12 protein-coding genes are annotated in these 15851 nt (G+C 61.3%); 9 read left to right on the top strand and 3 right to left on the bottom strand.

The window, feature by feature from the left end:
• Positions 1–6 precede the first annotated feature (6 nt).
• The 7 genes from IAE77_RS19250 (at position 7) to IAE77_RS19220 (ending at position 8322) form a co-directional block, all read left to right on the top strand.
• Complete coding sequence (locus IAE77_RS19250; protein WP_294230099.1) at positions 7–1338, top strand: DUF1552 domain-containing protein; 1332 nt, start codon at positions 7–9, stop codon at positions 1336–1338.
• Positions 1339–1341: 3 nt separating this feature from the next.
• Positions 1342–2403: a right-handed parallel beta-helix repeat-containing protein gene (locus IAE77_RS19245; RefSeq protein WP_294230097.1), complete on the top strand. Its 1062-nt coding sequence runs from the start codon at positions 1342–1344 to the stop codon at positions 2401–2403.
• Positions 2404–2504: 101 nt separating this feature from the next.
• The gene (locus IAE77_RS19240; protein ID WP_294230092.1) at positions 2505–3752 is read left to right on the top strand and encodes a sialidase family protein; all 1248 of its coding nucleotides are present in this window, start codon (positions 2505–2507) and stop codon (positions 3750–3752) included.
• A 106-nt stretch (positions 3753–3858) separates the two neighbouring features.
• On the top strand, positions 3859–4893 hold the full coding sequence (locus tag IAE77_RS19235; RefSeq protein ID WP_294230089.1) for a hypothetical protein: 1035 nt from the start codon (positions 3859–3861) through the stop codon (positions 4891–4893).
• The gene (locus tag IAE77_RS19230; RefSeq protein WP_294230087.1) at positions 4890–6032 is read left to right on the top strand and encodes a hypothetical protein; all 1143 of its coding nucleotides are present in this window, start codon (positions 4890–4892) and stop codon (positions 6030–6032) included. The genes IAE77_RS19235 and IAE77_RS19230 overlap by 4 nt, the downstream gene beginning before the upstream one ends.
• Positions 6029–7054: an alkaline phosphatase D family protein gene (locus tag IAE77_RS19225; RefSeq protein WP_294230084.1), complete on the top strand. Its 1026-nt coding sequence runs from the start codon at positions 6029–6031 to the stop codon at positions 7052–7054. Before IAE77_RS19230 ends, IAE77_RS19225 begins: the two co-directional genes overlap by 4 nt.
• 23 nt (positions 7055–7077) lie before the next feature.
• The gene (locus tag IAE77_RS19220) at positions 7078–8322 is read left to right on the top strand and encodes a hypothetical protein (RefSeq protein WP_294230081.1); all 1245 of its coding nucleotides are present in this window, start codon (positions 7078–7080) and stop codon (positions 8320–8322) included.
• 14 nt (positions 8323–8336) lie between these two features.
• On the opposite strand, the gene IAE77_RS19215 is transcribed toward IAE77_RS19220, so the two are convergent.
• Positions 8337–9929: a LamG-like jellyroll fold domain-containing protein gene (locus IAE77_RS19215; protein WP_294230079.1), complete on the bottom strand. Its 1593-nt coding sequence runs from the start codon at positions 9927–9929 to the stop codon at positions 8337–8339.
• Positions 9919–10485, bottom strand: a complete 567-nt coding sequence (locus tag IAE77_RS19210) for a sigma-70 family RNA polymerase sigma factor (protein WP_294230076.1) — start codon at positions 10483–10485, stop codon at positions 9919–9921. Before IAE77_RS19210 ends, IAE77_RS19215 begins: the two co-directional genes overlap by 11 nt.
• 161 nt (positions 10486–10646) lie before the next feature.
• On the opposite strand from IAE77_RS19210, the gene IAE77_RS19205 reads away from it, so the two are divergent.
• Both IAE77_RS19205 and IAE77_RS19200 read left to right on the top strand, forming a co-directional pair.
• Positions 10647–12971, top strand: coding sequence for a PSD1 and planctomycete cytochrome C domain-containing protein (locus IAE77_RS19205; protein WP_294230072.1), 2325 nt, complete (start codon positions 10647–10649; stop codon positions 12969–12971).
• A gap of 4 nt (positions 12972–12975) precedes the next feature.
• Entirely contained in the window at positions 12976–14385 is a 1410-nt protein-coding gene (locus tag IAE77_RS19200) for a DUF1501 domain-containing protein (RefSeq protein ID WP_294230069.1), read from the top strand.
• Between the two features lie 19 nt (positions 14386–14404).
• On the opposite strand, the gene IAE77_RS19195 is transcribed toward IAE77_RS19200, so the two are convergent.
• Positions 14405–15823, bottom strand: coding sequence for a PKD domain-containing protein (locus tag IAE77_RS19195; RefSeq protein ID WP_294230068.1), 1419 nt, complete (start codon positions 15821–15823; stop codon positions 14405–14407).
• Between the last annotated feature and the right edge of the window lie 28 nt (positions 15824–15851).

The raw sequence follows: 15851 nt of genomic DNA, 5'->3' as shown, positions 1-15851 counted from the left end.
ATGAACATGAAAAGCCATCAATTCTCCCGTCGAGCCTTCCTGCGTGGAGCAGGCGTTACCATGGCGCTGCCGTGGATGGAATCCGTCAATGTCTGGGGCGATGAGCCGAAGAAGAACAAACCGGCGAGCGAAGCTCCGGTGCGCTTGTGCGTGACCTTCTCGGGCAACGGCTTCCAATCGAAGGAATGGTGGGCGAAGGGCGAGGGGAAGGCGATGGAGCTTGGCCGCGTGCTGGAGCCGCTGAAGGACTTTCGCGAGCGACTGCTCTTTGTGCGCGGATTGTATCATGAGGAGGCGCGCAAAGGGAACATTCACTCCTCGCAGACCGGAAACATGCTCTCCGGCGCCCCCATCGCGAGCGGTGGCGAGATCCGCAGCGGCACGAGCTTCGATCAAATGCTCGCCCAGACCTACGGACGCTCCACGAAGGTGCCGAGCCTCGTGCTCGCGTGCGAGAAGTCGAACCCCTCGGTGCACAAAAACTACTCGATGCTCTACAGCTCGCACATTTCGTGGTCTTCGCCGACCACGCCGACGCCGCTGGAGCTTTACCCCGCGCTGGCCTTTGATCGTCTCTTTAAAGACGATGCCTCGCCCGCCGACAAGAGCGTGCTGGATGCCGTGCTGGCCGATGCGCAGGATTTGCGGCGCGACATCAGCGCCATCGATCAACGCAAGCTCGACGAGTATCTCGACAGCGTGCGCGAGGTGGAGAAGCGCATCGAAAACGCCGGCAAACGCGGCGAACTGCAAGGCTGGCGGCCCACGCTCGACAAACCGAACATGCAGCGTCCTGCCGACGGCATCCCGCAGGACATCGCCGAGCACATGAAGCTCATGTGTGACATCCTCGTGCTCGGTTTCCAGACCGACACCACACGCATCACCACACTGAAGCTCAACAACGACCACAGTGCCCTGCGTTTCCCGAATCTGCCCAGCGTGCAGCAGCCCGGCCACGGCATCGACTACATGATCCACCACCTGCTTTCGCACAGCGACGGCGAGGACTACCTCAAGGTGAACCAGCTCTTCATGGAGCAGCTCGCCTACATCGCACGCAAACTCGACAGCATCCGGGAGGGCGAGCGCACACTGCTCGACAACACCATGCTCATGCACTGCTCCAGCATGATGGTCGGCGCCAAGCACAACAACGACGAACTGCCCGTCGTCGTCCTCGGCGGCGCGGGCGGACGTTTGATGAGCGGTCGCGTGCTCGACTACAAAGACAAGCCCGAGCGCCAGCTCTGCCGTCTTTTCATGTCGATGATGGACAAGATGGACGTGCGACCGAAGACGTTTGGCGATGCGACGATGATGCTGGAGGAGGTTTGAAGCATGCGGCAGTTCATTCCGTTCTTGATGGCGGCCGCTTCCGCAGGGAGTGCCGAGGTGATCGTGCACAATCCAGGCGAATTGCCTGCCGCGTTGAGCGGTCTCAAGCCAGGAATGGTGCTCAAAATCGCTCCCGGTGACTATCCTGGCGGTCATCATGTGAGCAGCGTCGAAAGGCTCACGATTGAGGCGCTAGAACCGAAAAAACCACCCCATTTCAAGGGCGGGGCCAATGCGTGGCACTTCTCACGCTGTTTCGGCCTCACGCTGCGAAACATCCGTGTCAGCGGTCAAACCGGCAACGGGCTCAATCTCGACGACGGTGGCGATCTGGCGAGTCCAGTGACGGGTATCACGCTCGAAAACGTTGAGATCAGCGACATCGGCCCGCAGGGCAATCACGATGGCATCAAGTGCTCCGGGCTCGACAAGCTGACGATCCGCGATTGCACGATCACCGGCTGGGGAGGGCAGGGGATCGACTTTGTCGGATGTCATCACAGTTTGATCACCGGATGCAAGTTCATCGGCAAAGATGGGTTCACGGCCAGCGCCGCTGTTCAGCTCAAAGGCGGCACGAGCGATGTGATTGTCGAGAAATGCCATTTCACCAACGCGGGCGAGCGTCCGCTGAACATCGGCGGCTCCACGGGCCTCGAATATTTCCGTCCACCGGGAGCGAAGCATGAGGCGGCACGGATTATCGCGCGTGAAAACGTCATCGAAGGCAGCGTCTGCGCCGCAGCGTTCGTCGGTGTCGATGGGGCGGAGTTCAGCAGCAACACGATATTGTTTCCGACGAAGTGGATCTTCCGCATTCTGCAGGAAACCCGCGAACCTGGATTCGTACAGTGCCGCAATGTGCTGGTGAAGGACAACAAGGTCGTCTTTCGCCGCACACAGGTGGGTATCGACATCAACATGAGCGACGCCACGTCCCCCGGGACGTTTCGTTTCGAGCGGAACCGCTGGTTCGCCGAGGACAGGCCCGCTTCTTCCAAACCAAGGCTGCCGGTGGAGGAGCCCGGTGGGACTTATGGGATCGACCCACGGGCGAAACTTTGACCAAGACACAGCGCCGACCAAACCGGCGCAGGCCGTGGTATTGTGGGAGGACCAGACGCAAAGGACAAAGACGAGGGCCCGGGGAGCGTAAGGCTCAGACCATGCATGCCAGGCCCATTCTCATCGCGTTTTCCCTGCTGTCCTCCTTCACCCCTGCCTTTGCGCAGACCAAGCTGCAACAGGCGGATGTCACGCTGACGCCGCCCAAAAATCTGAAAACGAAACTGCCACCTGGCTACACGATCCCCGTCGTCGATATCAGCGCCGAGACGCAACGTCAGGTGGTCGTGGATCGTGAAAAGGGGCAGTATCTGGGGCATCCGACCACGGTGCTGCTGGAGGACAACAAGACGATGCTCACTGTCTATCCGAAGGGCCACGGCCGCGGCGCCATCGTGTACAAGCGCAGTTACGATGCCGGGCTCACTTGGAGTGATCGCCTGCCCACGCCGAAGAATTGGGAGACCTCCCTCGAAGTGCCCACGCTTCATCGCACCGTCGATTCAGCCGGAAGAAAGCGCCTCATCATGTTCAGCGGTCTGTATCCCATCCGCATGGCCGTGAGCGAGGATGATGGCGCGAACTGGGGCGAGCTGAAACCCATCGGCGACTTCGGTGGCGTGGTCACGATGGCCACGGTGATCGATTTGAAGACGCCGGGGCACTACCTCGCGTTTTTCCACGATGACGGCCGCTTCATCCGTGGTGGCGAGGTGGAGAAATACCGCATCAAAAGCCCGCACGTGCCGGAGTACTCGTCCTCCACCGCCAAGCCATGGCGTTTCTGGGTTTACACCTGCCTTTCCAAAGATGGAGGCCTCACCTGGAGCGTGCCCGTGCCCATCGCGATGCTGCCCGACGCGAATCTCTGCGAGCCGGGCGCTCTGCGCTCGCCCGATGGCAAACAGATCGCCGTGCTGCTGCGCGAAAACAGCCGGAAGTACAATTCCTTCGTCATTTTCAGCGACGACGAGGGCCTCACCTGGTCACAGCCGAAAGAACTGCCCGCCTCACTCACCGGCGATCGCCACGTGGCGAAGTATGCGCCCGATGGTCGCCTCTTCATCAGCTTCCGCGACACCACGCACGTCAGCGCAACCAAGGGCGACTGGGTGGGCTGGGTCGGCAAATACGACGACATTGTGAACGGCACAGAAGGCCAGTACCGCGTGCGCATCATGGACAACAAGAAGGGCCAGGACACCACTTACCCGGGCGTGGAGCTGCTGCCCGACGGCACCTTCGTCACCACCACCTATGGCCACTGGACCGAGGGCGAGGAAGCCTACGTCGTCAGCGTTCGTTTCACCCTGGAGGAGCTCGATGCGAAGCTGAAGGCACCGCGTTGAAATCAAGAGGTGGACTTATCAAGAGCCGGGATGCCTGATGGGTTCGGGAAGCTCCGCTCCTTGAACTGCTAAGCTGCCTCTCCTGTTGATCGTTCCAGCGCGGCTCATGCGTCACCTCCCACGGACAATCTTCACTACCGCCCTGTGCGCCTTGCTCGGGGCGGGTGTGGGCAGGTGGGAGCGGCCGGAGCCACTCGCTGCCGAACCAACGGTGGCGAAGCAGCGGCCGATGAAGGCCGCCCAGCCTGCGTCGGTCGATCTCCTTTACGAGCCGCCGCCGCCCTTCCCCAGTGTCGCGGCTTCGATGGAGTGGGTGTGGAGCCGGATGAACAAAGGCGACGCTGCCGCGGCGGAGACTTTGTTTCTTACTGATGCCCAGATCACGGACGAGCAGCGTGGTCAGATCGCGTTGGAGTGTTTGAAAAATTTTCGCCGCTTCGATCCGCAGGTGCTGGCCCGCATCGTTCGGAGCCTGCGTCCGGGCGAGATGGCAGACCAGGCGATGAACAGACTGATCTCCGAATGGAGTCGCCACGACTCGGAAGGGGTATTGCGCTTCCTGGAAACGCTGCCCGAGGGCCGGATGAACAATGTCCTGCTTCTCAGCACAGCAACCTTTGGCCTCGCCCAGTTGCCGGCGGAACGTGTCGCAACGTTCGCATCCCGTTTGGACACCAAGGGGCGGGCGTATCTGGCCGAAGGGTTGGTTGCGGTTGCGGCCCAGGCCGGCTCCTGGCGGAACACGGCAGCCATCCTGGCTGTGATCAATGACGGCACAAAACCTCATCAGGGTGCGATTTCAGTCGAGTGGAAGCTGGGCATGCAGCTCGCCGACATCGATCCGCAAGCCATCGAAAGACAGCTCGCGGCTGAAACTGATCCGGGGCGGCGTGATGATATGCTTGGTGGCTACGCGTGGATCATGGGCATGACCGACCCGCCGTTTGGCCTCGAACTGGATGCCCGAATCCAGAGTCAGGACATCCGCGAAGAGCATGCCCTGAATCACGTGGAGCACTGGCTGGAAACCGATCGGAATGCCGCGCTTGCATGGCTTCAAGGTGCTGTGGCGAAACAACTCATGGACCACGAGATGCGGACGGAGCTTCTGAAGACCTACGGGCTGGAGGTTGCACCATGAAGCTGGGGCTTCAGGTCCTGCTGCACGTTTCTGCGGCGTTCGCAGGGTTCTGGCTCGTGTCTTCAGAGAGTCCCACGGCCCGTCCGGCTCCTGTGGAGGCGAAGCAGGCAGTTGTGTCGATGAAAGTGGCCGCATCGCCGCCGCCATCTGCTTCGGCCCGTCCTTTGTCCTGGGCGGAGTTGCTGGCACAGCGCTTGAATCCGCAGCGCTGGCCGGATGTGTTCATGGTCGTGGAGAAAGCTGGCATCGACGAACTGCCGGGCTTGCTGCAAGTCATCCTTGGATCACGCTATCCCGATGTCCGAGGCCGGGCGGTCGAAGTGTTGTTCATGCGCTGGACCGGACTGGATCGAGACGCCGCGCTCGCCGCCATGAAAACCATCACCTCCCCGCAGCTCAAGGACATGGCGTTGAGGCGGATTCTGTTCGAGTGGGCCAGGACGGACGCCACCGCCGCATGGAAATGGGTGACAGCCGTGGAAGACGATCCCGTGTTGCAGGAAACCGGCATCGAATCCCTGCTGGCCAATGGCGCGGAGAAAGATCCGCTTGGCTACGCTGCATGGGCCGCACAGCTCGAAGATCCCTTTTTGCGATACAAGGCGCTGGATCAGATCGCTTCCGCATGGGGGCGAGCCGATCCGCAGGCCGCCTTTGCGGCGGCTTTGCAAATGGATGACCCCGTGCTGCGCAAACGGCTCCTCGAGACTGTCTGCTTTCAGGACAAATCCGGGATCGATCGCTCCCAGGCGATGGATCTCATCCTGCAAATGCCGGACAAGGCGGAGCGCATCGAGTTGCTGTCTGACGTCTGGATCACGGCCTTCGCCAGTGACAAACCGGACGAAGCGCTGCGCTGGCTGGTGAGCCACGCGAATAATCCTGATCTGCAAAAGGCCAGCGCCACACTCGGGGGAGTGCTTGGCGAGCAGGTGAGGAACCTCGGTGAGCTCCTTGGAATGATCCGTCAACTGCCCGCCGGTCCATTGCGCGACGCTTTTTCCGCCACCGCGGCCTGGAGGCGGGCCGCGAACGGCGGCTCCGTGCAGGAGGCGCGTGAATTGTTGAGCTTGTGCGGCCCGTGTATCGAGCGTGAGAATGCGCGCCGCACCATCGAAGAATTCGCCTCCAAACCATGAAGAAGCCAGTCACCTCCCTCCATCGCCGCCAGTTCATCGCCGGACTTCCCGCCCTCGGAATGCTCGCCGCGCATGCGGGCGATGAGCAGCCGCTGGAGCACGTCATCTTCGGCTCCTGTCTCGACACGCATGATCATCCCATGCTCGACCGCACGCTCACGCTGCCGCGTGACCTGTTCGTCTTCATGGGTGACAACATTTATGCGGACAAAGGCGGCATTCCGATGATGCAGGAAAAGTATGCGTTGCTGAAAAACAGCCGCTTCTTCCACGGCCTGAGGAACAAACCGGTCCTGGCGACGTGGGATGACCACGATTTCGGTCTGAACGACGGCGGGGCCGATTGCACGATCAAAAAGGAGGCGCAGGCCGAGTTCTGGAACTGGCTCGATGAACCGCCCGGCTCGCCGCGGCGGAGGCAGGAGGGCGTGTATCACTCCCAGACCTTCGGGCCCGACGGAAAGCGTGCGCAGGTCATCCTGCTCGACACACGTTACTTCCGCAGCCCGCTGAAGAAGGTTCCAAAGGACAAAGCGATGCTAGGTGGCACTTCGGTGCCTACAGACGATGAAACGACCACCATGCTCGGCGCAGCACAGTGGGCCTGGCTCGAAAAGGCCCTCCAGGAGCCTGCGGAACTGCGAATCGTCGTCTCCAGCATTCAATTCGCTCCTGAAGCACATGGCGGCGAATGCTGGGCCAACTTCCCGCATGAGCAGCGCAGGCTCCTTTCGCTCCTCAAAGGTCACAAGGCTGTAGTTTTGAGCGGGGACCGGCACTGGTGCGAGTTTTCGCACAACGGCGTTTTCGATTTCACCTCCAGCTCGATGACGCAGAAACATCCCCGTGGCACGCCGACGCCGAACAAGCACCGCATCGTGCCCCAAACGTGGCATCTGCCGAGCGTGGGCCATCTGCGCATCGACTGGCCGTCCTCGACAATCACGGTGAAAGTCATCGACCAGGAAGGCCTGACCCGCATTGAGCACCGCGTGCCGTTCAGCGAATTGCAGACCCGTTAATTCCCGCCAACTTCTCCACACCCATGAATTCACTTCCCAGCCGCCGTCAGTTTCTGTCCACCCTCGCTCTCGCCCCCTTCGCCGCACGCGGCCAGGACGCACCGGGCTTTCCGCCGACACGCAAAATCACCCGAGGCCCCGGGTTCCACTGGTTCGCCTATTACGACAAGCTGCAGTTCTCGCCGGACAACCGTTTCGTGCTCAGCAACAAGGTGAACTTCGAACATCGCTCACCCACGGCGGATGACGTGATCGAGGTCGGCATGGTGGACCTCCAGGAGGGCGACAAATGGATTCCGCTGGGCAAGTCGAACGCCTGGTGCTGGCAGCAGGGCTGCATGCTGCAATGGATTCCCGGCACGCAATCGAAGGTGATCTGGAACGACCGCGAGAAGGACAAGTTCGTCAGCCACGTCCTCGATGTGAAGACGATGGAGAAGCACACGCTGCCCTTTCCGATCTACGCTCTGAGCCCGAACGGCAAAGAAGGCGTGAGCTGCGACTTCTCCCGCGTGGCGGATTGTCGGCCAGGATATGGCTATGCAGGCATCAAGGACCGCTTTTTCGACGAGATGGCTCCCGAGGGCAGCGGAGTGACGCATGTGAACCTCGAGACCGGCGTGGAGAAGCTCATCGTGAGCCACAAGACGCTGGCGAACACGGGCCCGGTGATGGAGAACCATCCCGACTCGAAACATCACGCGTATCACCTGCTCGTGGGGCCGGATGGGAAGCGCTTCATCATGCTGCATCGCTGGACGCAGCCGAAGGGCGGCCATCTCACACGCCTGATCACGGCGAACATGGACGGCAGCGACTTGCGCATCGTCATCCCGAACGGCTACGCGTCCCATTTCATCTGGCGTGATGCCACGCACATCCTCTCGCAGGCAAAAAACTGGCTGGGAAACACCGACTGGGGTGATTTCCTCTTCGAAGACAAGGACAGCGGCATCGTCGAGGAGATCGGTCACGGCATCTTGGACAAGGCCGGCCATCTTACTTACCTCCACAACAACGAGTGGATCCTGAATGACACCTACGCGCAGGGTGTGCGCCGCATCCAGACGCCGCATCTGTATCACATCGCTTCAAAGAAGCGCATCGACCTCGGCCATTTTGTCCAGCCGCCCGAATACAAAGGGGAATGGCGCTGCGACTCCCATCCACGCAGCAGTCGCGATGAAAAACTCGTCTGCATCGACGCCCCCGATGGCGCGAACGGCCGCCAGCTTTTCCTCATCAACATCGATGGCCTGATGACCTGATCGGCCATCTGCGATCACCTGGAGGCCGCATGACTGCCGATCTCGGCGGCACTCAGGACGCGATCATAGACAGCGATCTCGGCGATGCGGCCCGCAAAAGGCCTGCGCAGCTTCGCGGGGTCCTGCGCTGGCCGCAGTTCCAGCGATCCGAATTGCAACAGTGCCTCCGACGCCTGCGGCGAATCGTCCGCCATCGCTGAACTGATCGATTTCCCATTGAGAAACATCTCCATCCGGCCTGCACGCTGCTGGGCCACGAGGTGATGCCACTGATAAGGCAAGGCCGCCGTGGCCGCGGAGAACAAGTTCATGCCATCGCGATGTCCTGCCGGCCAGCGCAGCAGATAACGCAGCGTGCCTGCCGCTGTGGACTCACCGGGGCGACGGCCGCCAAGCTCCACCAGCGCCAGGTGTGGCCTTAGCGGCTCCAGCGTGGTCAGCGCGGCCAAAGCCATCTGATCCAGCGTCTCAGCCGTGAACCAGAACTCGATGGCATAACCTTCAGCCGGTGTCTTCCACGGCTGTTCGGACACCAGCACGCCTGGCTGCTGGCGAGCTCCGAAACGAGCGCTGGCAAAACCGTGCGCGTCCTCCTGGACACGAACGCCTCCCACGATCACCAAGGCGGGCGCGTCTGGCACCTCATTCGGAATATTTCCCGCCACTTCGCGATTCAGGCGCCAGTAGTGCGCGGGCTTGGCTGCCAGAATGCGTTGCGAGTAATCCTCCCGCAATCTCAGCCGCCGTGTCTGCGGTTCTGTCGCTTCCATGAGCACCGACTGATCCGTCGCACGAATCTCCCCCGTGCCGGGATTTACGCTGGCCCTGTCATCCTGGTTCAGCACGGCCGTGCGCAGGCCTTCCTGGCCTGGAATGCGCACGGAAAGCTCCGCCTGGCCTTCGAACACATCCACATCCGTCTTTCCCTGTCGCGACACGGCGATGCCCAGTTGCGTGCCGAGATCCGTCACCGCGCCGCGTGGCGTCTCCACACAGAAACCTTCCGCACCCTTCGGCACCTGCGTGCGCAATTTGCCTTCGTGGCAGATCACACGGCTGACGCTGAGCAGATTCAGGTCCGCAGGTCCTTCGATGTCCACGATCACGCCGTTGGTGAAGAGCAGGCGCACGCGTTCATCCGCCAGCCGCAGTGGTCCTGCGCTCAAGGCACGACTTGGACTCGATTCCGAGTCCGGGACCAGCACGGCAAGAGTTTCCTTCACGATCGTCTCACTTTCGCTGTGTTGAAGCAGTAGCGTGGCTGACAAAACGACCACCGCGGCGGCAGCGGTTGCCGCCGCCCAGCGCCACCAGGCGTTCACAAAACGCAGCGGCTCACGACGCACGTTTTGCATCAGCGAGGCCTCGAATCCGCCATCCACGACGGTGAACTGCCGATCAACGAGCCCGATCTCCTCGTGCAACGCGATCCAGCGCGGATCAGGCGCCTGCGCCACTTTGGTCAATGAGAGCGTCCACACCTCGGTCGCGAGTGCCTGGCGGAACTGCGCATCTCCACGCAGCTTTTCGAGCAGGGTATCGACGCGGCCGGGAGGCAGTTCGCCGCCCTGCCAGGCGATGAGGGCGTCTTGGAGGTCAGGGTTCATGCGCAAGCTCCTGATTGATGCACTCGCGCAGCATGCCGAGGGCACGGTATTGCAGTTGATAGATCGCACCGGTGCTGGTGCGCATCTCCTCGGCCAATGCGGCGGCCTTGCTGCCATCCAAAAGCGAACGAACCACGTGACGGATGCGATCCGGCAGCCGGGTGATGCACGAAAGCATCGCCTGCAGCTGCTCCGACTTCACACTGGCAGCCGTGTCTTCCAGCTCCGCCTGCAAAAGGCTGGCCGCTTCATGGCGGAAGTTTTCCAATTGCACGCTGCGGCGATTCGTCTGCTCAAAGAAGCGCAGCAGCTTGTTCCGCGCGATGCCACGCAGCCAGGCGCCGAAGTCGTGGCCACGCTGGAATGAGTTCAGACTGCGATAAGCGGCGATGAAGGTCTCCTGTGCGATGTCGTCCACCTCGTCGATGTGAAACAACTGGCTGGCGAGGTAGGCTCGGAGTCCCGGGCCGTAAGCACGCACGATCGCGAGAAACGCGTCCGGCTGTCCGCGGAGGACATGGTCAAGACTTGCGTTGAGCTGGTCGGATTCGAGCATTTGCCGGTCAATTTCGTGTTCGCTGCGAGTTCTCACAGAAAAAATTCGGAATTTCGTGTGAGATCCGGGCGCGAACCCGGAATCCAGCAGCAGACAAAGCTTCTGAACGGCCCGCCAGCCGCCAGACGCAGCGTCCGCATCGCGTATTACAGCCTTCTTCAATGAATCGTTCCGTTCTGATCCCCATCACCATCGCTTTCGCGTCATCACTCCATGCCGCGCCGGCAAAGATCGAGTTCAATCGCGATGTCCGCCCGATCCTGTCGGAGAACTGCTTCGCCTGCCATGGCTTCGACCCGAAACATCGCGAGGGCGGCCTGCGGCTGGACACGTTTGATGGTGCCACGGCGGATCGCGACGGCTCACGCGGCATCGTGCCTGGCGATCTGGCGAAATCCGATGCCTGGCAGCGCATCATCAGCGACGACAAGGACGAGGTGATGCCGCCGCCGAAGTCGCACAAGCCGCCGCTCAATGCCCGACAGCGTGAGATTTTGAAAGCCTGGATCGAGCAAGGTGCGACATACCAGCGTCACTGGGCCTTCGAACCGCCGAAGAAGAATGCCTCGCTGCACCCGCCCACAGCCAATCCCATCGATTACTACATCGAGAAGAAGCTGGAGGAGAACGGCCTGAAACCATCGCCAGCCGCCGATGCTGCGACGCTGATTCGTCGCGTGTCGCTGGATCTGACCGGTCTGCCGCCGACACCCGCCGAGGTGGATGCCTTTGTGAAGGCCTCGGTCAAAGATGCCGATGGGACCTATCGTGCCCTCGTTGATCGTCTGTTGAAAAGTCGGCACTATGGCGAACGCTGGGGCCGCTGGTGGCTGGATCAGGCGCGTTACGCGGACTCGAACGGCTACTCCATTGATGCCCCGCGTCAGATCTGGAAGTTCCGCGACTGGGTGGTCGATGCGCTGAACAGGGACATGCCCTTCGATCAGTTCACGATCGAGCAGCTCGCGGGTGATCTGCTGCCGAATGCCACCGAGAGCCAGAAGATCGCCACCGGCTTCCACCGCAACACGCAGATCAATCAGGAGGGCGGCATCGACAAGGAGCAGTTCCGCATCGACAGCATCTTCGACCGTGTCGCCACCACAGGCTCGGTGTGGCTGGGGCTCACGATTGGCTGCGCCCAATGCCACGATCACAAATTCGATCCCATCGAGCAGAAGGAGTACTACCGCCTCTTCGCCTTCCTGAACAACCAGGACGAGCCCGAGTTGAAGGTCTTCGATCCAAAGGTGAACGTGAAGACGCTGATGGCGGAATTCAAAGACGTGGAGAAGAAGCTCACCACGCTCATCAAGGAGCGCTACAACGAGGAAACCGCGTGGGAGAAGGACATGTCGCCCGACTTTCGCGCGAAACTCTCCGCCGCAGTCAACAAGGCGGTCGCCAAACCTGTGGCGAAGCGTTCGCTCGCCGACAACCTCGTCATCTTCGGCGTTTTCACCCAGCCGAGTGATCCCATCCGCATCCTCGGCGACCGCCACCGGGAGCTCGACACGCTGCTGAACAAAGGCACGACGACGATGGTGCTCAAAGAACTCGCCACGCCGCGCAAGACGACGGTGTTCATCAAAGGTGATTTCACCAGACCCGATGAAGAGGTGAAGCCTGGCACGCCGAAGGTGCTGCATGCGTTCGAGACGACCAATCCGCAGCCAAACCGTCTCGATCTGGCGAAGTGGATCGTCAGCCCGCAAAATCCGCTCACGCCACGCGTGATCGCGAACCGCGTGTGGCAGCAGTATTTCGGCCGTGGCATTGTCGAGACGGAGAACGACTTCGGATCGCAAGGCACGCTGCCCAGCCATCCTGAACTGCTCGACTGGCTCGCGAAGGAGCTGCTGGCGAAAAAGTGGAGCCTCAAGCAACTGCACCGTCTCATCGTCACCTCACACACTTATCGCCAAAGCTCGGCCAACACGCCTGAACTGGTCGAAAAGGACCCGAACAACTACCTTCTGGCCCGCCAGACCCGCCTGCGTTTGGATGCCGAACTCGTGCGTGATGTGAGTTTGTCCGCCAGCGGGCTGCTTTCCACCAAGCTCGGCGGGCCGCCCGTCTATCCGCCTATTCCCGATGGCGTGATGGGCCAGGGGCAGGTGAAGCGTGTCTGGACCGTGAGCAAAGGGGAGGACAAATACCGTCGTGGTCTCTACACCTTCGTCTATCGCGCCTCGCCACCACCGGAACTGACCGTGTTCGATGCCCCTGAAGGCTTCAATAGTTGCACGCGCCGCATCCGCAGCAACACGCCGCTGCAAGCACTCACCTTGATGAACGATCCCGGGTTCTACGAGTTCGCGACCGCTCTGGAAAAGATCATCAAAAAGGATGGCCTCGAAGCCGCCTTCAAACGCTGCACCTCACGCTCCCCCAAACCTGACGAGCTCGCTGTCCTGAAGAAGCTCGACACTCTCAATGCCGCCCGAACGCTGCTCAATCTGGATGAAACCGTCACCCGCGAATAAGACCATGGACCCGCTTCTCCACCAAACACGCCGTCATTTCTTCAGCCGCTGCGGTGTAGGTATCGGCGGCATGGCGCTTTCGCAGCTTTGGGCCCGTGAGGATGCTCTCACGCCGAAGAAGACGCATTTCCCGGCAAAGGCGAAGAGCGTCATCTTTCTCTTCATGGCTGGCGGTCCGTCACAGCTCGACATGTTCGTGCGCAAGCCGGAGCTGCAAAAGCGGAACGGGCAGCCGATTCCGGAGAGCTTCACCCATGGCAAGCGATTTGCCTTCATGGACAGCAGCCATCGCAACAACCTGCTCGCGTCAAAGTTCAGCTTCCGTCAGCACGGCCAGTCCGGTGCGTGGGTGAATGATCTGCTGCCGCACACGGCTTCGATCGCCGACGAACTGGCTTTCATCCACACCTGCAAGACGGACCTCTTCAATCACGCTCCGGCGAAGTTTTACATGAACACGGGCAGCGGTCTTTTTGGTCGTCCCAGCATGGGCGCGTGGGTCACCTACGGCCTCGGCAGCGAGTGTGATGACCTCCCGGGCTTTGTCGTGCTGCAAAGCGGCCCTCGCGGGCCACGCGGTGGCGCGGTGCTGTGGGGCAGCGGTGTTTTGCCGACGACCTATCAAGGTGTGCCGCTGCGGAACTCCGGCGATCCCATTGTGAATCTGTCATCGCCACAGGACATCGACGCGAAGCAGCAGCGGCAGGTCGTGGACGCGGTGCGCGAGCTGAATCTGAAGCGCCTCGTCGAAACGGGCGATCAGGAGATCGCCACCCGCATCAATGCTTATGAAATGGCCTACCGCATGCAGACCAGCGCGCCGGAACTGATGGACATCAGCGGCGAAAGCCAGGCCACGCTCGATCTTTACGGCATCAAGGACGCCAAGGAGACCACCTTCGCGCGGAACTGCCTGCTCGCACGTCGTCTGGTCGAACGTGGAACGCGATTTGTGCAACTCTACGACACGAATTGGGACCACCACGGCGGCGTCACCGAGAATCTGGAGAAGCACATGCCGATGAAGTGCGCCGACATCGACCGGGCCTGTGCCGCGTTGGTCAAGGACCTCAAGTCACGTGGCCTGCTCGATGACACCATCGTCGTCTGGGGCGGTGAATTCGGCCGCACCCCGATGGGTGAGGTGCGCGAATCGACCGGCCGCAACCATCATATCGACGCCTTCACCATGTGGTTCGCCGGCGGTGGGTTCAAACCCGGCGTGCAATACGGTGAAACGGACGAGTTCGGATTTGGAGCCGTGCAGGACCCTGTTCACGTCCACGACATCCACGCCACGATTCTCCACCAGCTCGGTCTTGATCACCAAAAGCTCACCGTCCGCTCCCAGGGCCTCGACTTCCGTCTCACGGGCGTTGATCCGGCCAAGGTGTTGAAGGGCGTGCTGGCCTGAGCGCGTGTCGGATGAGATCTCAAGGCTCCACGCGCACCCAAAGATGCCCCACGGCGCGTTCGCCGCGCTCGTTGGTGTGTTCGACGGTGACGATGTGGTCGCCGGGCTTTGAGAAGGCATGCTGCGTGGTCGCGTAGCCGTCTTTGGCGAGGGCTTTGGCGTTGCCGTCGGATTTGACGGTCACTTTCGGGGTGCCGTCGCCGAAGTCCCAGGTCTCGCCGCCGGTGGTGCGGAAGGTGCGGACTTTGAAGGTGATCTCGGTGCCGGGCTTGAGACCGGTGGTTGGCCAGAAGGTCGGGTGAATGGTGGGCGGCAGGATTTTGTCGTCGCTGCCCATGACTTGGACGATGGCGAAGTCGTAGCTGACGTTTCCAGCGGCGTCGATGACTTTGAGGATCTCGCTGTAAGCACCCGGTTTCGTGTAAGTGCGCTCGATTTTCGCGCCGGAGGCGGTTTGGCCCTCGGTGAAGGTCCAGTTGTAGGTCTTGATCGAGGATGAGGACCAGGACTTCGACGCATCGAGCGTGATCGTCTCGCCGGCGCGGATGAAATGATGCGGGCGGGCCACGGCGATGATGGCGGGCTTGTGTTCGCGTTGATAGGCCTCCCACGCGAAGGCGTAGGCCTCCTGCGTGCCCCATTTGCCGGAGGGTTGGCGGCTTTTGATGCCGAAGTGCAAATGCGTCCAGCCACCGCTCGCGCCTTCTTTGCCGAGCAGGCCGATGCGCTGGCCCATCTTCACGCGCGAGCCCATCTGAATGGCCGGATCAATCGTGTGCAGGTGGCTGTAGCGGTAATACCAGCCGCGTTCATCGAGCAGATAGACGACGTCGTAGCGGGGACGCACCGGCGTGAGCGAGTAACCAGGCAGCGTCTTCTCCGAAACACTCACGACGAGGCCATCCGTCGCCGCGATGACCTCCGTGAGTCCCTCGCAGCCGCCGAAGTCGAGGTCGTTGTGGTAGTAGATCTTTTTGCGGTCCGGTTTGTCGCCGCCATCGACGTAGGTCGGTTCGTTCGAGAACTGCGTCGAGGTAGCGAACCAGCGCTGCTTGAGCGGATACACGAACGTGCCCGGCTCGATCCACGGCGAGCCTTTGGGCCAAAGACGCAGCCGCGCGTCCTTTTCGAGCCCCCAGGAGTCCTCGCCGCTGTTCGCGTTGTAGCCACGCGTGATGGGGCAGTCGATCTGCACACCGCCGACGAGTTGCGGGAGGTTGTAATTTGCGCTCGTGAGCCACTTTTGCTCGCCATTGACCTCGACGAGCACTTTCGCCTCGCGGACGGCCTTCGCCATCGAATCGACCTTCTCGTCGAGTTTCAGCAGTTTGACCTTCGCAGTCGTTTGATCAGCCAACGTGATCTCCACGGCCTCTCCGAGGCTCAAATCGACCGCGCGAAGTGTCGGCGTGAGGGTGGGCTCTGGCGGAGCGGCCAAGCCAAAGGACGCAACAAACAGACAGCAG

This window comes from Prosthecobacter sp., assembly GCF_014879935.1.
In the GTDB taxonomy this organism is placed as follows: Bacteria; Verrucomicrobiota; Verrucomicrobiia; order Verrucomicrobiales; family Verrucomicrobiaceae; genus Prosthecobacter.
This window is presented reverse-complemented; position numbering and strand designations above follow the sequence as displayed.